Below are 24,985 nucleotides of genomic sequence, written 5' to 3' on the forward strand. Positions count from 1 at the left end.
GGTCCAAGAGTTCTTTTAACTTTGATCAATAAGCGGTAAAGCCCCCTGTGCTTATATGATTTTAAATAAAAAAAAGTGATTAAGAATATATTCAGATTGTTTTTGTGTTCTCTGCTTGTGGTGTCGTGCGCCGATTCATCAGAGCGCGGCTCCGGTGATTTCAAAGGTGTTACTGCTCATCGGGGTAACTCCGGTGAATTCCCGGAAAACACCATTCCGGCATTTGAAAGCGCCATTGAGCTTGGCGTAGATTGGGCGGAACTGGACATCCACCGCACCCGGGATGGTAAATTGGTGGTTATTCATGATATTAATACGGAGCGGGTCGGGGACAAATCCTTAGAAATTGCACGATCCACCTATGAGGAGCTCCTCGAGGTTGATGTTGCTACCCAATTCCGGAAAGAACACGGGTTGAATTACCAAGAATGTCCCCCGCAATCTCCGCCACTACTGGAAGATGTTCTAGCACTTTTTGTACAACAGAAACGAACCAGAATATCCATACAACCTAAGGTTGACTGCGTTGCTCAGGCAATTCATATCATTGAAGAAATGGGGGCCAGACACATGGTGGGCTTTAACGATCGAAGTCTTCAATACATGTCAACCGTTAAGGAATTAGCAGGGGACATACCTGTATTCTGGGACCGTCCCGCTAAAACAGATATTGATGAAGATATTCAGGTCGCGCTGGCGCATGGTTTCGAAACCATCGTTATCAGGCACAATGGTATTACACCTGAAAAAGTAGAAAAATTAAAAGCAAATGGGTTTGGAGTAGGCGCGTGGACCGTGAATGAAGAGGGGCGGATGGCTGATCTGTTGCACATGGGTGTGGAACGGATTTATACCGATCAGCCCCGGTTGCTTATCGAATTGCAGCAAAAGTTAAAAGTGCAGTAGGCAAATAATTAAATAACAAGGGAGTCTTGGATGAAGATATCATATCCGGCTTGCCAGGATGTGGGTACTGCCTTCAACGCCAATAATTGAACGGCACAATACGCATCAACTGGCAGATGTAATTAAAATTGTATTTAGTGAATAGGGGGGCGGGAAGGTTCAGTTCTATGCTGAGAGTAGTATTGGAACAGGTCGTCTAGGTAGGACAAAAAAAACCCTGTCGGGGAAGACAGGGTTTTTATAATCATTTCTGTGTGAATTCAATATCTATTTCCTCCACCACCACGGTTGTAGCCTCCGCGACCGCCACCACCACGGTGACCACCGCCGCCGCCTCCACGCTGTGCGCGAGGTTTAGCTTCCTTTACGACAATGGTGTTGCCATCAAGGTCGGAGTTATCAAGGGCTGAGATCGCCTCTTTGGCTTCTTCTTCTTCGTACATTTCTACGAAACCATAACATTTGGAATTACCTGTTTCGCGGTCCATAATGACTCGCGCAGATTTGATCTGCCCAAATTCACTGAACGCTTGTTCCAATTCATAATCGGAAGTTTGCGGACTCAGTTTTGCAATAAAAATATTCATAATAAAATTAATTAATAAAAAATAAAATACATTTTTGGCAGCTAAATAATTAAGCACCATCTAGGAAAACATCGAAGAAGAGGCAGGTTATTTATACTACTGGACTTCAAAGGTACTTTATTTATCGGAATATTTGTGTTAATGATTCAAAATATATTCTGACAGAAAGGAACCCACTTCCGATGTCTTGTGCGGTGTAGCGGGGTTAAGATCCTCTGTGACTATGTTTTCATCCAGCGCTCTGTTTATCGCCTCTTTCACTTTTTCAGCTTCATTCATCAATCCCCAGTGTTCCAGCATCATGGCACCGGACAATATGGTTGCCATCGGATTGGCGATGTTTTTACCTTTGGCCTGCGGGTATGACCCATGAATGGGTTCGAACATGGCGTATTGATCACCGATGGATGCGCTCGGTGAGAGCCCCAGGGAACCACTGATCACGGAAGCTTCGTCCGAGATAATGTCTCCAAACATATTGGAAGTCAACAGAACATCAAACTGGCTGGGCCGGAGGATGATTTGCATCGCAGCATTGTCCACGAACAAAAAATCCAGTGTAACTTCCGGGTATTCATTGGCTAATTGTTGAACCTCCTTGCGCCACAGCCGGGAAGAGGCCAACACATTGGCTTTGTCAACCAACGTCATTTTTCCGCGTCGTTTTTTGGCGGCTTCAAATGCCAACCGGGCTATTCGTCGTATTTCTTCTTTATGGTAAATCAATAGGTCGGATGCTACGCCCTCTCCATTGTCTTCTTTTTTGTCGCCAAAATAAATACCTCCGGTCAGTTCCCGGTAGATGATAAAGTCACTGCCTTTGATCCGGTCCTCTTTCAAGGGAGACAGATGCAGTATAGCATCAAAAGCCAAGATGGGCCGTAAATTGGCAAATAAGTTGAGCTCCTTTCGAAGTTTCAGAAGCCCCTGTTCAGGTCGAACTGGGGCATTGGGGTCGTTGTCGTACTTCGGATCGCCAATGGCACCAAACAGCAGCGCATCTGAAGATTTACAAATCTCCAACGTGGAGTCTGGTAATGGATCCCCATGCCGGTCGATGGCAATGGCTCCGACGTCGGCTTCGGTGTATTCAAATGTATGATTGTATTTAGTCGCGATGGCATGGAGTACTTTTTTGGTTTCCTCGATGACTTCCGGTCCTATTCCATCGCCCGGTAGAACGGCTACTTTTTTATTCATTTTTATGTTTTTGTTTCGTAATTATCCTCCTATTCCTCTCTTTTTATTCCTCCGCTATTATTATATCATATATTAACCTGACAGCGTCTGGTATTGAAGTAGTTTTGGGATGAGGTTTTATTAATGGTGTTTATTAGTTTTCGTGTTGGCTGTGACCTGTCAGCGTTTTATTTTACCCTCTTCTCAAAACACTGTCAGGTCACATTAATTCAAAAAGCTAAGAATATTTATTCGGACAAAATTTAGCCTCTATATTATTGGTTCCAGACGCTGACAGGTTAGTTTTGGCCTTTATTTTAGTGGAGCTGGCGTATAGGTCCTGTTTTCTTCAAACTTTTGGATCTTATCCTTCAGGCTGAGCAGATAATCGATATCATCATAGCCATTGAGCAGACACATTTTTTTATAGTCATCAATCTCAAAGGATGTTTTTTCTCCTTCCCCGTTGATTTGTATGAATTGCTCGGGCAGATTTACCACAATTTTTGTATCCGGATTCTCTGTGATCCGGGTGAGTAGTAAGTCCAGGTAATCGGGGCTCACCTGAATAGGTAGTATGCCATTATTCAAAGCATTCCCTTTAAATATATCTGCAAAAAAACTAGATATTACTACTCTGAATCCATACCCGTACAATGCCCACGCCGCATGTTCTCGGCTGGAACCACATCCAAAATTTTTACCAGCTACGAGAATGCGTCCCGAATACACCGGATTGTTCAGAATAAAGTCCGGGTTGGGTTCATTGTTTTTATCATAGCGCCAGTCATAAAAGAGATTATCGCCAAAACCCACTTTATCAATAGCTTTCAAAAAGCGGGCAGGGATAATCTGATCTGTATCTACATCTTCCATCGGCATAGGAACTGCCGTATCTTTTAAAATTTCTATTTTTTCCATTATGCGTAATCTCTTGCGTCAACAATTTTTCCATGAATCGCTACAGTAGCAGCGGTGAAAGGGCTGGCCAAAAACGTTCTGGCACCGGGACCCTGTCGTCCTTCAAAGTTTCGATTGGAGGTCGAAACACAGTATTCTCCGGCGGGAATCTTATCTTCATTCATACCCAGACACGCTGAGCAGCCTGCTTCCCGGAATTCAAATCCTGCATCTAACAATATTTTATCCAAACCTTCTTCAACCGCTTTTCTGCGTACTCGCTGGGAGCCGGGTACGATCATGGCACGAACATCGGGATGAACTTTTTGACCCTTTGCTACTGCAGCAACAATTCTCAGATCCTCAATCCGTGCATTGGTGCAGCTGCCAATAAATACATTTTGTACGGCCAGGCCTTGAAGTTCCTGTCCCGGAGTCAGCCCCATGTATTCCAAGGATTTCTGGAAAGATTCGGGTTTTGCAGAATCGATTTGTGTTGGGACTGATTGGGAGATTTTAATCCCCATACCCGGATTGGTCCCATAGGTAATCATCGGTTCGATATCTGCTGCGTCAAAATGATATTCTTTGTCAAAAACCGCTTCGGGGTCACTTTTTAGGGATTTCCAGTAGGACATGGCTTTGTCCCATTCTTCACCTTCTGGTGCAAAATCCCGTCCCTTGATATATTCAAAGGTGGTTTCATCCGGTGCGATAAGTCCACCGCGGGCGCCCATTTCGATACTCATATTGCATATCGTCATACGGGCCTCCATACTCAGCTTTTCTATCGCTGAACCCGCATATTCTATAAAATAGCCTGTTCCTCCTCCCGCGGTTAACTTGGATAGCAGGTAGAGAATAAGGTCTTTGGAATATACCCCGTCAGCCAGTGTACCCTCAATGTTGATACGCATTCGCTTGGGTTTGCTAACCAAAAGTGTTTGTGTGGCAAATACTTGTTCTACCTGGCTGGTGCCGATACCAAATGCGATGGTCCCAAAAGCACCGTGCGTCGAAGTATGGCTGTCGCCGCAGACGATAGTCATCCCCGGTTGGGTGATACCAAGCTCGGGACCAATGATGTGTACAATGCCTTGATTGGGATTGCCCAGACCATAGAGTTCCACATCGTATTCCTCGCAGTTTTTGGTCAGTGTTTCTACTTGGATTCGACTTAAAGGTTCAGTAATGCGTTGATGTTGATTGATCGTCGGGACGTTGTGGTCTGCTGTGGCGATCGTCAGTTCTTTTCTAAAAAGGGGGATACCGCGTTCCCGCAATCCTGAAAATGCTTGCGGACTGGTCACTTCATGGATGAAATGGCGGTCGATATAGAGAATGTCCTGATTATCATCCACAGATTCCACCACATGGTCATCCCATATTTTGTCAAATAAAGTTTTATGCTTCATAGAAGTTTTAAATTATTTAGAGTATTCGGCGTAGATCTCTTCTTTTGATTCAATCAAAAAATGCAGATCGTCCGTGTCTATTTCTTTTTTCACATCGGCTAATTGCAAGAATCGATCATATAGTGCATCGAGCTCGAGTTTGGTTACATCAAATCCGATTTCTTTTAGGCGAAATGCGAGCGCGGCTCTTCCGCTTCGTGCGGTCAGAACAATCGATGATTTATCAACACCCACTTCAGCCGGATCGATGATTTCATAGGTGGATCGTTCTTTGATCACCCCATCCTGGTGGATCCCGGAGGAGTGTGCGAAGGCATTGGTGCCAACAATCGCTTTGTTGGGTTGAACGACCATTCCCATCTCCTCAGAAACCATCTTGCTGGTTTCCAGTAACAACTGAGTTTTTATATCTGTGTAAAAACCTAGTTCTTTGTGCTGGTGCAGAATCATCACGCATTCTTCCAGGGAAGTATTCCCTGCACGTTCCCCGATTCCGTTGATCGTACATTCGATTTGCTGTGCGCCATTGATCACCCCGTAGATGCTGTTTGCGGTTGCCAGACCCAGGTCATTGTGGCAATGGGTCGAGATATGAACATGTTCCAGCCCAGTGACGTTCGCCACCAGATAGGCTATTTTTTCACCATATTCGTGCGGCAGACAGTAGCCGGTCGTATCCGGAATGTTGAGCACGGTTGCTCCGGCATTTACAGCAATCTGACAAGCTTTAGCCAAAAATTCATTGCTTGTTCGACCGGCATCTTCAGCATAAAATTCGACATCTTCCACAAATGTTTTGGCGTAGGAAACGCATTCATGGACACGTTCAAGCACGACATCCGGCGTGGTTCGAAATTTATATTTGATGTGGTTGTCCGAAGTTCCGATGCCGGTATGAATCCGGGGGCGTTTTGCTTTTTTAAGTGCTTCAGCGGCTACTTCAATGTCTTTCTTTACGGCTCTCGATAAACCGCAAACGATGCTGTTTTTGACCGTTTCTGCGATTGCCTGAACCGAAGAAAAGTCACCTGGGGAAGAAATGGGAAATCCTGCTTCGAGAATATCCACTCCCAGCCGGTCGAGCTGGCGTGCCAGTTTTATTTTTTGATTTTGATTCAATTTGCACCCTGGAACTTGCTCTCCGTCCCTTAGTGTAGTGTCAAAAATGTGTACTTTTGCCATGGATCCATTAGTTTTGTATGCTATTACACTACTAAAATAAACATAACGATGAGTTTGTTCATTGTAATTCACAGATGCCTTTACAAACCGTGATCCAGGCATAAATATTGTAAACAATTGAATATCAGACTGTGATAAAATCCAGGAATACAACGTCCAGCACGAAATCCGATACACTTCTACAGCTTATCCTTTCCATGTCTAAGGCCGAAAAGAGGGCTTTTAGTCTCTATGTAAATCGCGCTGGTAACTCGGATGAGATCCTGTATTACCAGGTTTTTTCGGAAGTCAACAAGCGCAAATCGTTTGATGATGAAGTTATTTTACGGGTCGTTCCGGGCTTGAAACGAAGTCAATTACCCAACATTCGGGCAAGTCTTTACCGGCACATACTGAAAAGTTTGCGTCATTTGTATGATCGGATGGATATCTATCATGTCCTGGAATCATTTGATTTTGCGCGGATTTTATACGACAAAGGGCTTTATTTTCAAAGTTTGGATCAACTTCAAAAATGTAAGGACCAGGCCATCGAACTGCAGGAGTATTTCCTACTGGGAAATTTTCTTCAATTTGAAAAATTTATCGAGAGTCAATACATCACACACAGCATTGGAGACCGGGCGGATAACCTTTCAGAACAATCCAATGAAATCTTCGAACACATCAGGCAGACAACGTACTGGTCCAATAAATCCTTGCAGTTATATGATTGGTATTTGAAGTATGGGTATATCAAAGATTATGAAGAAAAGGAAAAACTGACCCGTTATTTTTATCATGGAATGCAGGATCTGGATCTGTCCAAAGCTGGTTTTTATGAGCGGATTTATTTTCATCAGGCCTACATGTGGTACTATTACATCGTCCAGGATTTTCAGAATTACTACCGACATTGTCTCAAGTTTGTTCATGCATTTGAAGAGTATCCCCAGATGAAGCAGGTGAATCTGGCCATTTATATGAAAGCAGTTCACAATATCTGCAATGCCTTATTTTTCCTAAACAGCTACAATCGGTTTCGGGAGAAATTCGAACAATTTCGCGAAATCAAAAAATTTTTCAAAGCTAAAAGATCAAATATTGAGGGGCTGTACTACCTGTATTTCTATCTGCATAAGATCGATGCGTATACCATGCAGGGAGAGTTCCAGAAGTCATGGGTTTGGTTGCCTGAATTGATAGAGTTGTTGGAAAGAAATCCCTACAACTGGGATCAACATCGCATTATCGTATTCTATTATAAAATTGCATGTCTGTATTTTGGCGGCGGAGACTTTGATCGTGCCATAGACTTCTTGAACCTGATCATCAATCAAAAATCCTATGACATCCGCACGGATATTCAAAGTTATGCCCGTATATTAAATTTGATATCACATTATGAGTTAGGCAATCAACGGCTGCTGCAGTATCAGGTCAAGTCTGTGTACCGGTTTTTGGGGAAAAAGGAAGAACTTCAAAAGGTACAACAGTCCATTTTTGCTTTTTTGCGTAAACTGCCCAATATGAAACTGCTGGAGGTCCGAGATCATTTCAAAGAATTAAAGTCTGACCTGGAGATCCTGCAAAATGATCCCATCGAGAAACGGTTTTTTCTATATCTTGATATTTTATCCTGGCTCCAGAGTAAGGTTGAAAAACGGAGTGTCGAAGAAGTTATCCGTGGAAAATTTCTGGAGAAGCAAGATGATCACCGCTCTAATTAACTCGGGGTTTACGATTTTTTTGGATAATGCAATTTTGAAAGAAAGATCAGGACAAACCCTGCCAGGATGAGAAAGATCTTGAACAACACACCAATCAGAGCTCCCCAGTATTCCAAAAACTTTAAAAAAATAAAGTGGATACCGATCACGGAAAGAATTAGCGAAAGCATACCGATCATAAATAATAAAAACCCGATCAGGGTCATCCAGTCGTTTTTGGTGATCTTCACAACGGTTTAATTTGATTTAATAAATTTAATTACGCCAACAGATTGGCCTTGTGTGATTTGTATAACATATAAACCCGCCGATAGGTTCTTATCCACCGCACAATGTAAAAGATTTAGGCCCGGAGTTAGATCGATAAACGATTGGTCAATCACATTGCCCAGGGTGCTTCGAATCACCATGGATGCGCGGCCTTTTTTTCGGGAAAAAACTGATAAATCCATCTCTTTGCCAACAGGATTGGGGAACACCAGACCGGCCATGTGGTTTTTACTGACTTCGGCTTCCAGACAATGTAGCTGGTAGGTGAAGACTTCATCCTGAAGAAAGGTCAATCCAGTGTTGCGACGAATCACATCCGCCAAAAAAGTTTGACGGACGGCGCGGCGGTCTTGTTCGGACAGCATCGGATCGTTTTCGAAATAAAAGCGGTCGCCATGCCGCAGTCGGGAGAACTGGTCGGTCAAAATCATGCTCATGGTTTCTCCGAGTATAGAATGTGGGTAAGGATCTTCGAGGATCAGGCCGACCCACGCATCTATGTTATTAATATCGTCTTGATATACAGTGGCCAGTTTCGCTTGGATATTTTTGTCACTGGTTATTTCCGAAAACGATTCTGCAGCAGCCAATCCCAGTTCGCGTCGCAAAGCATTGTAATGGGGAATACCCCTTTCGCGACCGCGTATTATATCCTTTGTAATCCAATCAGATTTGATCTGAATTCCGTTTCGTTTGTAATCAAAATTCCGTATCTCATCTATCACATGTTCATCCCGCTCGAGTTGCTGCGTAACAGCCAGTCCCTTGAAAAGGGGAGTTAGGTTGGTTTTTAGGATATATAATGGATTGTACATCAGGTCGTTGAATTGCAGTGATCCCAATCTGTGGGGCCGGCACTGGTCATCCATAAGGGGGATGTGATTGGTTTGGAGCGTATTCCATATTTTAAATCCGGCTGCACAAAATTCGTTGGAAATAGTCGGGTTGATCTCGGGGTTGTAACCGCGGTAGGGACCCAATTCTACGCCGATGGCGGGCAACCATTCATTAAATACTATATTTTGTATCGTACCGACCACGATACTTCGGGCTTTTTCATATACCTGCTGATCGGTGAGGCCGGGTGAATTTTGAATCAATTCATCGCAGATCCTATTGTGTTCGCGGACGAATAAGGTGTGGAGAGCCAATACCACAAGGTTCTCATTAGCACGGGGATCACCGGCGATGAAATGCCGGTTCTCGCCGGAAATCGGCATACTCATCCGGGGTGCATCCGGATCAGCGGCACCGTTCAAGGTACCGGTCCGTGTGTTGAATGGCAACATGCTCCCCTGAGACATTTTTAGTTGGCCATTTTTTCCAGATCGCAGCCAGCCGGCAGTCAGAGAATCAGATCCATATATGGTGGATCCATCTATCCATGAAGTATTGAGATTGGCTACATTTCGTGGATTTTCTAAAGTATTCCCGGTTCCCTGAATGGGGGTGACTCTAGGGAATACCAAATATTGCGCACCACTGCATTCCGGATCCAGAAACTGATCACATTCCGGGATCTTTACGTGGACCTGATCGGTGTTGTTGCGCTCCAAATAAGCGATGTCGTGTTCTATAAACTTGCCAAATGCCCATACCAGGCTGGTCATCATAGATTTTTGGGCAGGGCTCTGGCGTGCATCAAAGAGCTCATTGGATACCGTACGTGCATTGGTTCTATTCCATCCTGCAGGGCTGTTGATCCCGTTGCTGTAGTCCAGTGATGTTAATACCCGGACGGGCTGGTACGATGCACCATAGCTCGGATTCTTCAGATTGTTTCCTCTGCCATCGATGCTTCGCACGGGCTGTGCATTAACAGATGCAACAATGGATAAAACGAATGCGATGATGGCATAGTGTTTTGAAACGTTCATGGGTTTTTTTGTTTAAAACATCGCTTTATCGCGAGCCGAAATTACTCAAAAAAACCAAAGGAAATTGTGATTGATCCTTTATTTAAGAAAATGAAAAGTAGGGTGGCGTGCGCGGCTTTTGGGTCGTTCCGCTTTTGGGACGATCTGCTTTTGGGACGCTGCGCTTTGGAACGCTGCACTTTTAGGACGCTCTGCTTTTGGGACGCTCCGCTTTTGGGATGCTGCGCCTTCCTGCTTCCCAACTTCGTCACGGGAGATAAACTTTGCGACGGGAGGTAAACTTTGGATGTAAAACAATCTTTATTTTACCATTTTGTTTGTGCACCGCCTTGAAAGAGAGCCATAGGCTCGATCCTATGTGGTAGCCACCGGTTTCAACCGGTGGGAACTAAGGTCGAAGTAATTTGAGAGCTGTAGGCTCGGAACTATCCACCAACAAAAGCACAGCGCCCCACTAACCCATACCCAAAGCGCAGCGTCCTTACATTTTATAGATGAATAACTTCATCATAAGCGGCTGCCGTAGCTTCCATGACAGCTTCGCTAATAGTGGGATGCGGATGCACACTGGAGATGATTTCATGACCAGTGGTTTCCAGTTTACGGGCGACTACTGCTTCAGCTATGATTTCCGTAACATTGTACCCAATCATATGACAACCCAGCCATTCGCCGTACTTGGCATCAAAAATCACTTTGACAAAGCCTTCGGGCGCTCCTGCTGCTTTTGCTTTACCAGACGCGGTAAAAGGGAATTTACCCACTTTAATGTCAAACCCCTTTTCTTTGGCTTGTTCTTCTGTATAACCCACAGAAGCGACTTCTGGTATGCAGTAGGTGCAGGAAGGAAGGTTGTTGTAATTCATAGGCGTAGGCTCTTCTCCGGCGATTTTTTCTACGCAGATAATACCTTCTGCGCTGGCCACATGGGCCAACGCAGGTCCGGGTACGATATCTCCAATGGCATAGATTCCGTCCACATTGGTGCGATAGTACTCATCGACCGCCACCAGACCGTTCTCTACCTGCACACCGACCTCTTCCAGACCGATGTTTTCAGTGTTGGGTGTAATGCCGACCGCACTCAATACGATCGAACAATCTATTTCTTCTTTTTTTCCTTTTTTGACATTTTCGATTTCGACTTTGAGCGAATCGCCTGATTCTTTGACTTCATTCACCTTTGTCGAAGCGAGAACATTGATGCCTGCTTTTTTGAAAACTTTACCCAGCTCTTTGGATATATCGGCATCTTCTCTGGGAAGCAGTCCCTGGTCAAGGTATTCAACGATGGTCACTTCCGATCCCATGGTGTGATAAAAATAAGCAAACTCGACACCGATGGCTCCACCGCCGACGATAACCATTTTTTTCGGAATTTCTTTTTGAACCAGTGCCTCCCGGTATCCAATGATCTTTTTACCATCGATTTGAAGATTGGGGAGCTCTTTACTTCTTCCACCCGTGGCCACAAGGATATTTGGCGCCTCGTATTCCTTCTTATCGCCGTCCTTTTCAACTTCTATTTTCCCTTTGGATATAAGCCGGGCCTGTCCTTCAATAACATCGATTTTATTTTTTCGGAACAAAAAATTGATCCCCTTACTCATAGAACCTGCGATATCACGACTTCGTCCGATGACCTTGTTAATGTTGGGTTTGCTATCGCTTATCTCCAATCCATAATCATCGGCATGTTGCATATACTCATAAACCTGAGCACTCTTTAAAAGTGCTTTGGTTGGGATACAACCCCAGTTGAGGCAAATTCCCCCCAGTGATTCACGTTCTACCACGCCCACTTTCATGCCAAGCTGTGAAGCTCTTATAGCAGCAACATATCCTCCGGGTCCACTTCCGATGACTATTAGATCATATTTCATATTAAACGATGTTTAGGTTCATTCTAAAAATGTCGCAAATATAACCTTTTCAGTTCTGCTTCTGTAAAATATCCCGAGCTATCCCTGAAAAAAATCACTGTATCTGTATTTTATTTTTAAATGATCCTGGCCCGGCAACCGACCAGTTCAAATCTTACCGTGGATGAATTGGGAATTAATTTGGTGTTCCAAAACACATTTCTTATAATGAGTGGGTGATGGATATGAAATCAAAATTCACCGGTGTGATAAATAATTCAAGAAGTGGGGAGGACGTTAGATGAATTCACGAACCAATACATGACATAATGAAAATAGCTGTTTTTCCCGGGTCTTTTGATCCCATTACCACAGGCCACATAGAAATAGTGCATCGGGCACTACCTCTGTTTGATCGAATTGTCGTGGCCATCGGGATCAATGAGAACAAAAAGGCATTGTATGACCTTGATCAGCGCATGGCTTGGTTAGAGGCCGTCTTTGCTGATGATGATCAAATAACTGTCGACCATTTTGAAGGCCTCACCGTGAATTTTTGCAAAAAGATTAATGCCCACTTTTTGATCCGGGGTTTGCGTAATTCATCTGACTTTGACTATGAAAAAACGATTTCCCAAGTGAACAGTACGATTGGTGAACATTTGGAAACCGTCTTTTTGATTAGTCAACCGAAGTACTCCCACATTTCATCCACGATCGTCCGTGAGATTATTAAGGGAGGCGGGGATGCCAGTCAGTTTTTGCCACCGGAAATTAAGCTTTAAGGAATCTTCCTGAGCTATTATATAGCTTCGGAAGACAAGGAAGGGGAAAGGAGGAAGGGGAAAGGGGAAAGGGGAGAGGAGAAAGGATAGGGGAGTATACCATCTTTGTTAAGGCGACAGCTGACAAAGAAAACCCATTGCCTCAAAGTGAAAGGGGCACCGAGTTAAGTCGAGGTACACGATGAATACCCATTAACTGAATAACCAATAACCGAATAACCAATAACCAATAACCGAATAACCGAATAACCGAATAACCGAATAACCAATAACCGAATAACCGAATAACCGAATAACCGAATAACCAATAACCAATAACCAATAACCAATAACCGAATAACTCAATAACGAATAACCAATAACAAATATCTATGCAAGCAATTTTTGAACCACCATACCCCGTCAATGAGCCGGTCCGTGAATATCGACCTGGAAGCAATGAAAAAGAGGCCTTGTTGGAAGCCATTCAGGCGATGAAGGCCAAAGATTGGGATCATCCGATGATCATCGATGGAAAAGAGGTGTTTACCGATACAAAAATGAAGATGTCGCCACCGCACGAACTCGACCATGCGCTTGGCGTGTACAATAAAGGAGACGAATCACATGTGGAGCAGGCTATTGAAGCGGCCTTAAAGGCCAAAGCGGATTGGGCGGCCACACCCTGGCAAGAACGGGCTGCTGTTTTTTTGAAAGCTGCAGAAATCATTACCGGCCCCAAACGGGATATTATGAATGCATCTACTATGCTCGGACAATCGAAGACGGTGTATCAGTCCGAAATTGATGCTGTTTGTGAGTTGGCCGATTTTCTTCGGTTCAACGTATACTACATGACACAGATCTACCAAGATCAGCCAAATAGTGATCCAGGTATATGGAACCAATTGGACTACCGGCCTTTGGAAGGTTTTGTTTTTGCGATTACACCGTTTAATTTTACGGCCATTGCTGGCAATCTGCCTTCGGCACCTGCTTTGATGGGAAACACCGTGGTGTGGAAGCCGGCGGAATCCCAGATCTTCGCAGCGCACTTTGTAATGGAAGCCTTCCGTGAAGCGGGATTGCCTGATGGTGTGATCAACCTCATATATACGGACGGCCCGCAGACGGGTGATAAAGTGTTTTCGCATCCCGAATTTGCCGGATTGCACTTTACGGGGAGTACCCAAGTTTTTAAATCTCTGTGGCACATCATCAATGAAAACCTGGATGTCTATCGAAATTATCCGCGCATCGTCGGAGAGACCGGTGGGAAAGATTTCGTAGTAGCCCATGGTTCTTCTGTGCCGATCCAGGTGGCAACAGCATTAACCCGGGGTGCCTTCGAATTTCAAGGCCAAAAATGTTCAGCAGCATCCAGAGCCTACATCGCCAAAAGCATTTGGGATGAAGTGAAAGAACATTTTTTGAGGCAGATCCAAACTATCAAACAGGGATCCGTGGAAGATTTTACCAATTTCATGACCGCTGTGATTGATGAACGAGCTTTTGATAAAATCGCCAAATACATTGATTATGCCCAATCCTCAGATGAGGCTGAAATCATTGCTGGCGGCGGATATTCCAAAACGGATGGCTATTTTATAGAGCCGACCGTGATTCTGACGGACGATCCGAATTTTAAGACCATGGAAGAAGAAATTTTCGGACCGGTATTGACCGTATATGTCTATGCAGACGATGAATTTGATGAAGTCCTCGACCTGGTCGATGGTACTTCACCTTACGGATTAACGGGCGCTATATTTGCCCGGGACAGAGCTATTGTCAACCAAGCGAAGGACCGGTTAAAGTATGCCGCGGGGAACTTTTATATCAATGATAAGCCCACGGGTGCCGTGGTAGGCCAACAGCCTTTTGGAGGAGCCCGGGCCAGCGGAACCAATGATAAAGCGGGGTCTATTCTCAATCTATATCGTTGGATCAGCCCGCGCATTATCAAAGAAAACTTTACCCCACCTTCGGATTATGGGTATCCGTTTATGGAGGAATAATAGGAGTTGGGATGACCAGGGAGCCCAAAGGTCATATACCGGCCTTTGGTGTCGGTGCGACAACGTTTCGGATGGGAATAATGGAGCGGCCCGGAGTACTGCCAAATCTGAATTTAATGTGATGTTGCCATTACAGAAGACTTACATTCAGGTTATTTGATCGTAGACGTTGTTTTATCCCGCTTTATTCATCACGTCAATTTGTTATGAGGCATAATACATTGGGCATCAATTACCTAAAATCCAAAATTGGACATATTACATAGCCCAATTTGGGGTGACGTTTGACTTTTGATTCATACCTTATCCTCGGGACAGAACCCTCCCACAGCCCAGGCGGGGATAGGTCGGTTCTCTCATCCTACCCACCCAAAATGAGGACATTTTTGGGTCCTTCACCGTATGTGGATTGACCACATTCGATCTCGCCCATGGCGAGATTTTGCTCAGTCTTACTGAACTTTCTGTTCCAGCTCGGCTTTGCCGAGATGAGACTACATTCGGTCATAATACGAACTCCTTGAAATAGAATACTATTCCTGAGGCTATATGTTTATAGTTTTTTAAATGCAATTAATGCGTACCCGCCCGAAACAAGGATGTTTCGGTTCCTTCATCAGAGGTAGATTCACTACCTCAGGTCTCGGGCGAGCCGAGACTGTATTCACTCATATCTGCACCTGTCGAACTGCCATTAAAACAATAATCAACGCCAGGTAGGTAAATCAAAAGCCATGAATTTTCCGGGTTAAATGCTCTCCAAGACTCCAAACTCAATAAGTTACTAGTGCTCTGTTTTTATATGTTGTGTGGACTAATTCTGAGGTCATTTTTCTGATAGTCAAGGCGTCAAAATGTAGCCAAAGCTGGGGTGAAGGCGAGGCTTTGCAACGCAGATTCGCACAAAAAAGGACCAGCATTAACCAGAATGAATTATGAAACGGAGCACTATGTATAAAAAAGAAAGGCTTATACCTGTTACCGTATAGGCCTTCGCTTTTGAAGTGAATCTTTATAGGATGGGAAATGATATACTCCTCAGTTCAAGGTCGCCTTTTTCTTACTTCTCGATGATCCCGCAGCCAACACGCGTGCCGGCTGCCCCCGACGGTTGGGAGGTGAAATCATCCACCCCATCATGAATGATGAGTGCTTTCCCAACTATATCCTTCTGTGGATCATTGCATCCAATACACCATTCATCCGTTGAGAAGTCAACTTGACCGATCCCATTTGCGTCAACTGTGAAATTGCCAATGTCGCCTTTGTGGTACCCGTCTGAACTTCCCCATTTGCCATGGGGTTCGTTTGTTGGATTCCAGTGTCCTCCAGCTGATTTTCCATCTGCAGAGGAACAATCCCCAGTTTCATGAATGTGAATGGCATGTTCTCCTTCAGACAAACCATTTATGGTCGCCTTCAGATGTACTTGTCCGTTGGACTGGGTGAAAGTAGCCGTCCCTGAAAGATCGCTGTCGCTCTTAGGTTCCAGGGTGATGATAAGTTCTTGGTTGTTTGTAGCGCTTTCATCCGTGTTATCGGCAGTCATTTCAGTATCCATGACTTCTTCATCGGTATCCTCATTGCCATTATCGTTGTTTTGACAACTCGAAACAAATAATGCAATGGTAAATAATAAGATTAAATTGAGCGTTTTCATAGCTGAATATTTTTTGTTTACTCCAAAATTATAAATGAAAGTACGATAATTTAAATAAGTAACCAAATTATTACAATTGGCTTAACAGTTGCCTATGCTCAGAGATATGATGTTAAGTTGTATTAATAATCGTTAAGAATTAAAAAGTAGAGAACTTTTCAGTGCTCTAATTCAACGCTAAAAAATGGATGGCTTCTGCAAAAATTATCTTTAATCATTCTAAATAAGGAAGAAAAATGAAGGCAAATAATTTATTGAAAGATATTGAATACCACGATACACGGCCAGCCATCAAGGTGATGCTGAATACGGATTTTACGAAAGAAATCCGTATTTTGATGCGGGAAAACCACGAGATGAAGGAGCATAAAACCCCATTTCCCATTGTAATACAGATTATCGAAGGCCGAATTGATTTTGGGGTAAATGGGAAACGTCATGACCTTTCCAAAGGAAGTATCGTGGCTTTACCCGGCGGTGTTCCCCATGATCTTATCGCGAAAGAACAGAGTATGATTCGTCTGACTCTGAATAAGTTTGATGCTGAAGATCGGGTCAGTAAAGTCCTTGATCTCTAGGTGCGCTTTATTGATTTGACGCAATCCTTAAGAAAGATACATAGCATAAATCCTAGGTCGATTTCCATCGGTCTTTTGTATATGGCTGGAAAAGGTCCTATTTCATATGTATTCTTTGTTACCTTCGTAGATGATAAAAAACAAATCACGTGCACAGTGTGGTTCAATAGCAAGATACAATGCAGAGACTGTTCTATTCATCAAAACATTGTTGGCTCCATACGACAGCGCTAAGAATTACTTATAAATTACTGGAATACTATGATAATTGTTGGGATTTCCTTGGTAGTTACGATTCTACTTCTGTTTGTGCTCCATTATTTTTTTCCTTATTTTTTTAAAGCCTTTCGACTGACGATCCTTCGCGGACATCGGACGGCCACGATATACGACCTGCCAGATTTCAAGAGTCGGACGATTTTCGGAGGTGTAGCATTGCCCTGGCCCACTGAACCTCGGAAGGAGATGGGCCAATTGAGTAGTGACTTTGCAAAAAAGTTAGCCAATATGAAAACCTCTGCTTTTTTAGTGGCTCAGAATGGTGTGATGGTTCATGAGTCCTATTACGACGACCATTCGAAAGATACATTATCCAATTCATTTTCTATAGCCAAGACCATCGTGGCATTGCTGGCCGGGAAGGCCATTGAGGACGGGTATTTGGCAGGGCTGGATCAACGGGTGTCTACTTTTTTTCCACAATACAATTATCCACAGGCTGACCACCTGACAATTCGTGATCTGATCCGGATGAGTTCGGGCATGGATTGGAAAGAAAATTATTATTTACCCCTCAATGAAACAACGGATGCCTATTATGGGGATCGTCTATCGGAACTGATTCTGAGCCGTAAAATTCTCCAACAACCGGGTAAAGAATTTAATTACCAAAGCGGAAACACCCAACTGCTTGGGATGATTCTGGACCAGGTTCTTCCGATGTCTTTAAGTGACTATTTGTCCGAAAGGTTTTGGAAGCCGCTCGGAATGGAACAGGATGCGCACTGGACCATTGATGAAGCTTCCGATATCGAAAAGACCTATTGTTGCATCCATGCCACGGCCCGTGATTTTATGAAATTTGGGCAGCTTTTTCTTCAGGAAGGCAACTGGGCGGGAGAAAATTTGATCTCTTCAGATTTTTTGAAAGAAATGCGCACTGTCGGATTTGCTGCAAGCCCGCAATATGGAGCCGGATTGTGGTTAGACGATAGTTACAGCACACCCTTTTATCTGATGCGCGGCCACCTGGGACAATATGTGATTGTAATCCCTTCTAAAGACCTGGTTATTTGCCGGATCGGTCAAAAATATCGAAAAGACGACAATCCACCACGACTACAGTTGGAGGACATATATATGTACGTGGACGGCGCTTTAGCAATGGTGGATTAATAATGGTCAATGGTTGAGGATGTGCACGGCGGTATTGGGTCATTATACAACACAATATGCACCATTTACCTATTAAAATTAATCAATAGCACTAAAAATTAAGACTTTTTCCGTGGTCCGCCCAGGCTGTAATAATTGTTTTCTTCATCTTCTTCTCCCAGTTTTTCTTCCTCATCATCGAGTTCTGATCCAGGAACGTCCAGATCATCACCGGAGTGATCGGTGTCAAAATTCTCTGTGTTCCAGTCGTCATCTTCGGGTGTTTTGATTTGATCACGAACTTCCGGCGGAAAGTCTTCCAACGGTATAGCCCGCTCATCAGCCTCTGTATTTTCGGTGGGATCTACATCTTCATTAAGTGGCACTTCTTTTTCCTTGTTGTAGATATCCTCTTTTTTTGGATAGGGCTTGTAGTCCGGGGCGTCTGGTTTTTTCTTATCTTTATTGCTTTCCATATCTTAGTCAAAGTGTTTGTTGAACCTGATAAGGTACTGAGAATGTGTGCCAAAAAAAAGCAACGACCTGATTTTATCATATTTTTAAGGGCTGTGCTTACTTGAGATCGAATAAAGTAAAATGGAAATCGGCACCGGATAGAGGAGAGGTAAATCCATAGAGCTATCTTTGCTGTAGTAAAACGAAGGACACGATTAGAGCTTTCGCCTGAGTTCATTCAGTGGCTAAAGTCAATTTAAAGTAGTACGGGGATGTTCTCAGTGTGTCTTCAGGTAGTAAGGCCCATGAATCTTGATCCATGATGGATTTTAAGCGTGGTCTCTGCGCGACTCAACAAAAAACTTGAGATTCAGAGCCATAAAATGTTTTATATACATTTGCTTATTAAAAAATATAGTCTTACTTTTGCAGACTAATTTGTAAAAATTTAATTCGATAATATATGTTTGCGATTGTAACTATTGCCGGAAAACAGTTTAAAGTGACTGAAGGTCAGGAACTTTACGTACACCGGATTGACGCTGAAGAAGGAGATGAAATAATCCTGGATCAGGTACACCTCACTGCAGACGGTGACAATGTACAGGTGGGAGCTCCGACACTCAATCTTGGCGTAACAGCCACGGTGATAGAGCACCTGAAAGATGATAAAGTGATCGTCTTTAAGAAAAAGCGACGGAAGGGCTATCGTCGGAAAAAAGGGCATCGCCAGGCATTGACCAAATTGAAGATTGATACGATTGCGTAAAAAATAAAATTTTAGAATTATGGCACACAAGAAAGGAGTAGGTAGTACGGACAACGGAAGAGATAGTAACCCGAAAATGTTGGGTGTGAAGATGTATGGTGGTCAGGCAGCTATAGCCGGCAACATCATTGTACGTCAGCGCGGAACCAAATTCCACGCCGGTAACAATGTCGGCATGGGACGAGATCATACCTTATTCGCGTTATCAGACGGAACCATCCAGTTCAAAAAAGGACGGCTCAATCGTACTTTCGTCCACGTGGTCTGACCCATGGGATGATACTATAAGAAATAAGAAGAGCGATGATTCATTTCATGGCTCTTTTTTTTTGTGGCTGAGCAGAAGAGGATTGAGCCGAGATACATAGCGTCATTGTGTTGGAATTTACCTTTCTATGACCTTTGGACTGCGTTCAGCCCTTATTATTTTGAATAGTCGTCGGTGAGATATACGATCGTTTCATTTCTCCTACATACGAAAATATTTACCTTCGTGATCATACATTCAACAGTTCTGAAAATCAGACAGGTGTGAAATCAAAACTCTTTCTTCGCCTGAACAAAGAAATTTGGGCCCTGGCTCTCCCCAATATCATTAGCAATATCTCGGTCCCTTTGCTTAGCACGGTCGATACTGCTTTGATGGGACGGTTGTCAGCGGCTCACCTGGGAGCGGTCGGTCTAAGTTCCATGATCTTTAATTTCTTGTATTGGAATTTCGGTTTTCTACGGATGGGAACGACCGGACTCACCGCCCAATCGTACGGGGCCAAAGATTTTGAACAAATCATGTACACTTTGTGGCGCGCCTTGCTTCTTGGTTTGGCGATCGCTTTGGTATTATTTGTATTTCAAAACCCACTGTCGGATCTGGCGGTGTTGGCACTTCAGGTTCAACCCGGTCAGATTGAGATGGTCAAATCCTATTTTTTTATCCGGATCTGGGCTGCACCAGCCTATATGGCCTTACTGACCATTACAGGGTGGTTTTTCGGAATGCAAAATGCTATTTATCCGCTGATACTCACAGCTGCAGTAAATGTGATCAACATAGGACTGAGTTTTTATCTGGTCAACTATCAGGGGATGGAGATCCGTGGTGTGGCTCTGGGGACGGTAGCTGCGCAGTATTTTGGATGTGCGCTTGGAGCGGTATTGTTTTTTATAAAATACCGGGGAATTACATTTCGTATCCGGTGGAGCAGATTATTCCACATGGATACTTTCCATCGATTTCTATTGATGAATCGAGACTTATTTATTCGAACTGTGTTGCTTACGCTTGTTTTTGGATTCTTTTATAGTCAGTCTTCTACATTTGGTGTATTGTCATTGGCGGTCAGTGTGGTTTTGATGCAGTTTATCAACTGGATGTCATATGGCGTCGACGGAATGGCCTTTGCGGCGGAGAGTGTCGTCGGGAAGTATGCCGGAGCTCATGATGAGTTGGCATCGAGAAAGGCGATCCAACTTATATTTGCATGGGGATTGTTGTTTGCTGTGCTCTATGCTGCGATGTATGGGGTATTCTATCAGGGACTTTTTCGGGTATTCACGAATGAAATGGATGTCATAATGGCTGGCATGGATTACCGGTTGTGGATGATACTGATTCCTTTGCTCGGTTTTGCATCTTACATTTGGGATGGAATATTTATCGGATTGACGGCCTCCCGGTCCATGCGCAATGCGATGATCCTGCCTTGCATTGTATTTGTCGTGGGGTATTATTTATTTCAAGATACCCTGGGTTTGCATTCTTTATTTCTGGCATTGACGGTCTTCCTGTTTGCCCGGGGAGCGGTGCAGACCTGGATGTATTGGCGGAAAGGATTGGAGATGAAGTGATATTGATTTGTTTGGGTTGACAAGGTTTATAAGGTTTATCAGGTTGGTGAGCTGTTCTCAGAGGAGATGATTAATTTGGGACTCCATGATTGAATAGCCCATGTGCCGACGCAACCAGGTTTATAGTATTTGGAATTTTGATCTGAAATCGAGTCGTTTTCAAGGTTTTAATCCACCTAAATTCCGGTCTGTTTGAATGTGTTTAAGAATTAAGTTCATCAAGATGCTGGTTTACAAGGTCTTTTAATGCCTTCTGAAGTTGGTGGATAACAGGTGAGATCTGACTTTCATTGATGCTGAAATCATCGATTTTTGTTACCGGCATAATACCTTTGGTTGTACTGGTAATAAAGGCAGACCGGGCTTTCTTGACATCCTCCAGCGTTAGATCGGTGACCTCCACTTCCATGAAATCCTGAGCTAGTTCCAGGACCTTGCTTCGGGTAATTCCACCCAGTATGTCATGCTGTGGTGTTTTTAAAATACCCTTCTCGTCAATAATAAAAAAATTAGAACGCGACGATTCGGTGATATTCGCTTCGGAAAGGTACAGTACGTCCGTTGCGTCCTCATTACGTATCCGATCACGCTCCAGTAATACGGTCATATAATTGATGGATTTTATGTGTGGATGTTCGCGCGTATATTGCATTGTGATTAACTTAATGCCCCGGGTATAGTTTTCTTCGATATATGGAACCGGGCCTTGGGTGATGACCAAAAAGTTGGCAGGTCCATCAGGCAGAAAGCCAGTGTTGGTATAGCCGCCGGTAAGAAGAAGGCGGCAATAACCATCCGCTCTGTTATTTTTATCCATCAACTCATAGAGCCGGGTCATAAATGGATCGTACTCCCATTCGAACGGCAACCGCATCTGCAGTGCTGAATTCCGAAACCGGTTCCAATAATCGTTGAAAAAAACAGGGTGATTTCCTTGAATAGGGAAGAAATCAAAAACACCATAGCCCCGCAGTAGTCCCAGGTCGTTGACTTTGAGCAGGGGTTCTGATGTTTTCTTGTATTCATTGTTGAGAAGACAGTAGGTATCCATTGCAAATATTAGGTTGTTAGTGGCCAATAGCGGTGTCATCCCCCCGGCTGGAATCCGGACCGCCTTCCAATACCCCGTTTTCATGTACCATAATCGCGTCGCACAGACCGATTTTTCCCCGGTCTTGGAAGGTGTAATTCATTAGTTTGAGCTCATTCATTACGGCATCAGAAAAGGTGTTGGTCTCGTGTAAAATGATGTCGGGCATCCACTGGTGGTGAAACCGTTTGGCGTCAACCGCTTCCTGCATGGACATCCCAAAAACCGTGGCATTGAGAATGGTTTGCAAAACCGTCGTGATAATGGTAGAGCCACCGGGACTGCCTACGACCATAAATAGGTCTCCATTTTTTTCCAGGATGGTCGGTGTCATGCTGCTCAGCATTCTTTTTTCAGGCCGGATGCTGTTAGCTTCATTCCCGAGTAACCCAAACTGATTAGGGACACCGGGCTTGGCCGAGAAATCATCCATTTCGTTATTGAGAAAAAATCCAGCCCCGTCCACCCATACTTTTGAGCCGAAATATGAATTTACTGTGGTCGTAATGCCTACCGCATTGCCTGCTTTATCCACGATGGAAAAATGCGTTGTCTGTACTGATTCTACAACCTCCACGTTTCCTTCTTTGATGTCCGAAGAGGGCGTGACGACCTCTTTATCAATTCCAGCCATTCGTTCGTCGATATAGGCATCGCTGATCAGGTAATCCACCGGTACCGGAGCAAAGTCAGGATCACCCATGTACGTCGCCCGATCTGCATAGGCACGCTTTTCTACCTCCACCAGAAGATGGGTGTAGGGTGCCGAGTTGTGTTCGTATCGATTCAGCTTAAATTGCTCCAGGCCTTTGAGCATTTGAATTAAGGCAACGCCCCCACTACTGGGAGGTCCCATGGTAATCACTGAATAGTCGTGAAATGTTCCTTTGAGTGGAAGTCGCCATTTGGCTTGGTATCTTTTCAGATCCTCATAATCAATGAGACCACCCCCTGATTCCATTTCCTGGGTGATGAGCTGCGCCGTTCTGCCGGCATAAAAACCCTCAGGTCCCTGATCCCGGATTCTTTCGAGGGTAGCGGCCAAATCAGGCAATTGCAATCGATCGCCGGCATTCCAGCCCTCTTTTTTAGTGAGCGGAATATCATGGTGGTTGATGTCCAAAAACCTTTCCTGATAACGATTGAATACCTGGGCCTGATCTGCGGTGATCTCAAACCCTTCTGTTGCTAAATCTATGGCTGGTTGGATGACCTGTTGCCAGGGAAGCACACCTTTCCATCGGTGTAGTTCATACATCCCCTGGACCGAACCTGGGACACCTGAAGCCAGATGACCTCGAAGACTCAGACCGGGAATCACATTTTGATCCGCATCCAAATACATATCCCGCGACGCGTGTCGCGATGCTTTTTCCCGAAAATCCAGCGTTCTGCTTTCTCCATCGTGCCAGCGAACCACTGCAAATCCACCTCCACCTATATTTCCGGCCCGGGGATAGGTGACAGCCAAGGCAAACTGAACAGCTACGGCAGCATCGACGGCGTTCCCTCCCTGAGCAAGAATGTGGCTGCCTACTTTCGTCGCATCGGGCGAGGCTGTTACCACCATATCTTCGGTAGAAGTCGGTCCCGTAGGAAGCTGCGTGGTTTTTATCGTACTACAACCGGATACCAACAAGATAAAAAGACCGAGTAGAGCGGAGAATAACAGTCTAAATAGAATAAAAGATGATCGTGAAAGCATAGTAATGTTTTATTTATCTGATCGTAAAGTTATAGGTTTCAGGCAAGATAATATCTATATAACGCAAATTATTCACGGCCCATTTTTATTCTGCTGATCACGACACAAAACCGAGTGTAATGAGTCAAACCTAGAAATCAATGCTGCTACGTGGAATGCGGTGCTTATCCCGCCAGAGTAAAACGGCACCCACTGTTGGGCTATGTCATATGCCCAATTTTGGAATTTAAGCAATTCATGAACTGCCTAGTATGTATCATACCAGATTGACGTGGTGAATAAAGCGGGATAGGATTGAAAAAAAAACCGGGTGGGTCCTAGCAAGGTTTTTGGGACAGCCTCTCCCCAGCCCGGTTTGACATAATTCTTAGCTAAATTATATTAATTCATAATATAACAAAAACTAAGCCAACCTTGGTTGTGTTGAAAAATATTTGAAAATATGTTAATGTTTAGGCGCTGAGAATCTATACGAAATCTGAGTCTTTCCATTCATTTTTCAATGTTTTGAAATCTTCAAGATCCAACGTATCGTCGGTCCATTCCTCCTCACTTTTTCTTGATTCATACGGAATGTCGTCATCGGAGAAAGCGGCTTCATCGTTTTGAAAAGTGTCGATATATTTATGAATAATGGAGATCGTCATGGGAATGGCCACGATGAAAAATACAAAAGAAGGCACCCCCACCCGTAAAAATAAAAATCCAAAAAATAAAAGCATCAGTACATACGAAACCAAACTTTTTTTGAAAGCTCGTTTTGTCCGCTCTTTTCTTCGGTGTTGGTGTCTGTCTTTATTCATTTTTTTTGATCGCTTAAAAATTAGAACGAATCA

22 protein-coding genes are annotated in these 24,985 nt (G+C 44.0%); 9 read left to right on the top strand and 13 right to left on the bottom strand.

Translation table 11 applies throughout. From position 1 onward, the window contains the following. The first annotated feature begins 75 nt into the window (after positions 1–75). On the top strand, positions 76–906 hold the full coding sequence (locus tag KUV50_RS16370; protein WP_222581266.1) for a glycerophosphodiester phosphodiesterase: 831 nt from the start codon (positions 76–78) through the stop codon (positions 904–906). 260 nt (positions 907–1,166) lie between these two features. Here the strand turns inward: KUV50_RS16370 and KUV50_RS16375 are convergent, their stop codons facing one another. The 5 genes from KUV50_RS16375 to KUV50_RS16395 all read right to left on the bottom strand — a co-directional run bounded on the left by KUV50_RS16375 (position 1,167) and on the right by KUV50_RS16395 (position 6,169). After that, a complete protein-coding gene (locus KUV50_RS16375) occupies positions 1,167–1,553 on the bottom strand; it encodes an RNA recognition motif domain-containing protein (protein ID WP_261395334.1) in 387 nt (128 codons plus the stop codon). Between the two features lie 78 nt (positions 1,554–1,631). Continuing rightward, complete coding sequence (leuB, locus tag KUV50_RS16380; RefSeq protein ID WP_222581267.1) at positions 1,632–2,693, bottom strand: 3-isopropylmalate dehydrogenase; 1,062 nt, start codon at positions 2,691–2,693, stop codon at positions 1,632–1,634. 291 nt (positions 2,694–2,984) lie between these two features. Next, the gene (gene leuD / locus KUV50_RS16385; RefSeq protein ID WP_222581268.1) at positions 2,985–3,593 is read right to left on the bottom strand and encodes a 3-isopropylmalate dehydratase small subunit; all 609 of its coding nucleotides are present in this window, start codon (positions 3,591–3,593) and stop codon (positions 2,985–2,987) included. Next, positions 3,593–4,987: a 3-isopropylmalate dehydratase large subunit gene (gene leuC / locus KUV50_RS16390; protein ID WP_222581269.1), complete on the bottom strand. Its 1,395-nt coding sequence runs from the start codon at positions 4,985–4,987 to the stop codon at positions 3,593–3,595. The genes leuD and leuC overlap by 1 nt, the downstream gene beginning before the upstream one ends. A gap of 12 nt (positions 4,988–4,999) precedes the next feature. After that, complete coding sequence (locus KUV50_RS16395; protein WP_222581270.1) at positions 5,000–6,169, bottom strand: 2-isopropylmalate synthase; 1,170 nt, start codon at positions 6,167–6,169, stop codon at positions 5,000–5,002. Between the two features lie 131 nt (positions 6,170–6,300). Between KUV50_RS16395 and KUV50_RS16400 the strand changes: the two genes are divergently transcribed. Continuing rightward, positions 6,301–7,878 carry a hypothetical protein gene (locus KUV50_RS16400; RefSeq protein WP_222581271.1) on the top strand — a complete coding sequence of 526 codons (1,578 nt, stop codon included), beginning with the start codon at positions 6,301–6,303 and terminating at the stop codon, positions 7,876–7,878. Between the two features lie 8 nt (positions 7,879–7,886). Here the strand turns inward: KUV50_RS16400 and KUV50_RS16405 are convergent, their stop codons facing one another. From KUV50_RS16405 to lpdA, 3 genes are all read right to left on the bottom strand, one after another. Further along, positions 7,887–8,108, bottom strand: a complete 222-nt coding sequence (locus KUV50_RS16405) for a hypothetical protein (RefSeq protein WP_222581272.1) — start codon at positions 8,106–8,108, stop codon at positions 7,887–7,889. A gap of 6 nt (positions 8,109–8,114) precedes the next feature. After that, positions 8,115–10,025: a peroxidase family protein gene (locus KUV50_RS16410; protein ID WP_222581273.1), complete on the bottom strand. Its 1,911-nt coding sequence runs from the start codon at positions 10,023–10,025 to the stop codon at positions 8,115–8,117. 488 nt (positions 10,026–10,513) lie between these two features. Further along, positions 10,514–11,908 carry a dihydrolipoyl dehydrogenase gene (gene lpdA / locus KUV50_RS16415; RefSeq protein WP_222581274.1) on the bottom strand — a complete coding sequence of 465 codons (1,395 nt, stop codon included), beginning with the start codon at positions 11,906–11,908 and terminating at the stop codon, positions 10,514–10,516. A 308-nt stretch (positions 11,909–12,216) separates the two neighbouring features. Between lpdA and coaD the strand changes: the two genes are divergently transcribed. Beyond that, on the top strand, positions 12,217–12,672 hold the full coding sequence (coaD, locus tag KUV50_RS16420) for a pantetheine-phosphate adenylyltransferase (protein WP_222581275.1): 456 nt from the start codon (positions 12,217–12,219) through the stop codon (positions 12,670–12,672). Positions 12,673–13,043: 371 nt separating this feature from the next. Beyond that, on the top strand, positions 13,044–14,669 hold the full coding sequence (gene pruA / locus KUV50_RS16425) for an L-glutamate gamma-semialdehyde dehydrogenase (RefSeq protein WP_222581276.1): 1,626 nt from the start codon (positions 13,044–13,046) through the stop codon (positions 14,667–14,669). A 1,060-nt stretch (positions 14,670–15,729) separates the two neighbouring features. Here the strand turns inward: pruA and KUV50_RS16430 are convergent. Continuing rightward, entirely contained in the window at positions 15,730–16,329 is a 600-nt protein-coding gene (locus KUV50_RS16430) for a superoxide dismutase family protein (protein WP_222581277.1), read from the bottom strand. Between the two features lie 236 nt (positions 16,330–16,565). On the opposite strand from KUV50_RS16430, the gene KUV50_RS16435 reads away from it, so the two are divergent. Together KUV50_RS16435 and KUV50_RS16440 are read left to right on the top strand one after the other, a co-directional pair. After that, a complete protein-coding gene (locus KUV50_RS16435) occupies positions 16,566–16,907 on the top strand; it encodes an AraC family ligand binding domain-containing protein (RefSeq protein WP_222581278.1) in 342 nt (113 codons plus the stop codon). Positions 16,908–17,168: 261 nt separating this feature from the next. After that, the gene (locus KUV50_RS16440) at positions 17,169–18,302 is read left to right on the top strand and encodes a serine hydrolase domain-containing protein (RefSeq protein ID WP_222581279.1); all 1,134 of its coding nucleotides are present in this window, start codon (positions 17,169–17,171) and stop codon (positions 18,300–18,302) included. 98 nt (positions 18,303–18,400) lie between these two features. On the opposite strand, the gene KUV50_RS16445 is transcribed toward KUV50_RS16440, so the two are convergent. Next, complete coding sequence (locus tag KUV50_RS16445) at positions 18,401–18,757, bottom strand: hypothetical protein (protein WP_222581280.1); 357 nt, start codon at positions 18,755–18,757, stop codon at positions 18,401–18,403. A gap of 443 nt (positions 18,758–19,200) precedes the next feature. Here KUV50_RS16445 and rplU point away from each other — a divergent pair, with 443 nt between their 5' ends. The 3 genes from rplU (at position 19,201) to KUV50_RS16460 (ending at position 21,354) form a co-directional block, all read left to right on the top strand. Beyond that, complete coding sequence (rplU, locus tag KUV50_RS16450; protein WP_222581281.1) at positions 19,201–19,506, top strand: 50S ribosomal protein L21; 306 nt, start codon at positions 19,201–19,203, stop codon at positions 19,504–19,506. Between the two features lie 19 nt (positions 19,507–19,525). Continuing rightward, positions 19,526–19,774, top strand: coding sequence for a 50S ribosomal protein L27 (rpmA, locus tag KUV50_RS16455; RefSeq protein ID WP_222581282.1), 249 nt, complete (start codon positions 19,526–19,528; stop codon positions 19,772–19,774). Positions 19,775–20,037: 263 nt separating this feature from the next. Beyond that, complete coding sequence (locus KUV50_RS16460) at positions 20,038–21,354, top strand: MATE family efflux transporter (protein ID WP_222581283.1); 1,317 nt, start codon at positions 20,038–20,040, stop codon at positions 21,352–21,354. Between the two features lie 202 nt (positions 21,355–21,556). Here KUV50_RS16460 and KUV50_RS16465 read toward each other — a convergent pair whose 3' ends face one another. The 3 genes from KUV50_RS16465 to KUV50_RS16475 form a co-directional block, all read right to left on the bottom strand. Then, on the bottom strand, positions 21,557–22,405 hold the full coding sequence (locus tag KUV50_RS16465; protein WP_222581284.1) for an aminotransferase class IV: 849 nt from the start codon (positions 22,403–22,405) through the stop codon (positions 21,557–21,559). A gap of 16 nt (positions 22,406–22,421) precedes the next feature. Beyond that, positions 22,422–24,149, bottom strand: coding sequence for a gamma-glutamyltransferase (gene ggt, locus KUV50_RS16470; protein WP_222581285.1), 1,728 nt, complete (start codon positions 24,147–24,149; stop codon positions 22,422–22,424). Positions 24,150–24,616: 467 nt separating this feature from the next. Continuing rightward, entirely contained in the window at positions 24,617–24,952 is a 336-nt protein-coding gene (locus tag KUV50_RS16475) for a hypothetical protein (protein WP_222581286.1), read from the bottom strand. Between the last annotated feature and the right edge of the window lie 33 nt (positions 24,953–24,985).

Source organism: Membranihabitans marinus (assembly GCF_019802045.1).
In the GTDB taxonomy this organism is placed as follows: Bacteria; Bacteroidota; Bacteroidia; order Chitinophagales; family Saprospiraceae; genus Membranihabitans; species Membranihabitans marinus_A.

What these genes read in the sequence shown, in the direction of transcription:
- KUV50_RS16375 (WP_261395334.1), bottom strand. Translation starts at nt 1,553, where the DNA reads ATGGTGCTTAATTATTTAGCTGCCAAAAATGTATTTTATTTTTTATTA.
- leuB (WP_222581267.1), bottom strand. Translation starts at nt 2,693, where the DNA reads ATGAATAAAAAAGTAGCCGTTCTACCGGGCGATGGAATAGGACCGGAA.
- leuD (WP_222581268.1), bottom strand. Translation starts at nt 3,593, where the DNA reads ATGGAAAAAATAGAAATTTTAAAAGATACGGCAGTTCCTATGCCGATG.
- leuC (WP_222581269.1), bottom strand. Translation starts at nt 4,987, where the DNA reads ATGAAGCATAAAACTTTATTTGACAAAATATGGGATGACCATGTGGTG.
- KUV50_RS16395 (WP_222581270.1), bottom strand. Translation starts at nt 6,169, where the DNA reads ATGGCAAAAGTACACATTTTTGACACTACACTAAGGGACGGAGAGCAA.
- KUV50_RS16410 (WP_222581273.1), bottom strand. Translation starts at nt 10,025, where the DNA reads ATGAACGTTTCAAAACACTATGCCATCATCGCATTCGTTTTATCCATT.
- lpdA (WP_222581274.1), bottom strand. Translation starts at nt 11,908, where the DNA reads ATGAAATATGATCTAATAGTCATCGGAAGTGGACCCGGAGGATATGTT.
- coaD (WP_222581275.1), top strand. Translation starts at nt 12,217, where the DNA reads ATGAAAATAGCTGTTTTTCCCGGGTCTTTTGATCCCATTACCACAGGC.
- pruA (WP_222581276.1), top strand. Translation starts at nt 13,044, where the DNA reads ATGCAAGCAATTTTTGAACCACCATACCCCGTCAATGAGCCGGTCCGT.
- KUV50_RS16430 (WP_222581277.1), bottom strand. Translation starts at nt 16,329, where the DNA reads ATGAAAACGCTCAATTTAATCTTATTATTTACCATTGCATTATTTGTT.
- KUV50_RS16435 (WP_222581278.1), top strand. Translation starts at nt 16,566, where the DNA reads ATGAAGGCAAATAATTTATTGAAAGATATTGAATACCACGATACACGG.
- KUV50_RS16440 (WP_222581279.1), top strand. Translation starts at nt 17,169, where the DNA reads ATGATAATTGTTGGGATTTCCTTGGTAGTTACGATTCTACTTCTGTTT.
- KUV50_RS16445 (WP_222581280.1), bottom strand. Translation starts at nt 18,757, where the DNA reads ATGGAAAGCAATAAAGATAAGAAAAAACCAGACGCCCCGGACTACAAG.
- rplU (WP_222581281.1), top strand. Translation starts at nt 19,201, where the DNA reads ATGTTTGCGATTGTAACTATTGCCGGAAAACAGTTTAAAGTGACTGAA.
- rpmA (WP_222581282.1), top strand. Translation starts at nt 19,526, where the DNA reads ATGGCACACAAGAAAGGAGTAGGTAGTACGGACAACGGAAGAGATAGT.
- KUV50_RS16465 (WP_222581284.1), bottom strand. Translation starts at nt 22,405, where the DNA reads ATGGATACCTACTGTCTTCTCAACAATGAATACAAGAAAACATCAGAA.
- ggt (WP_222581285.1), bottom strand. Translation starts at nt 24,149, where the DNA reads ATGCTTTCACGATCATCTTTTATTCTATTTAGACTGTTATTCTCCGCT.
- KUV50_RS16475 (WP_222581286.1), bottom strand. Translation starts at nt 24,952, where the DNA reads ATGAATAAAGACAGACACCAACACCGAAGAAAAGAGCGGACAAAACGA.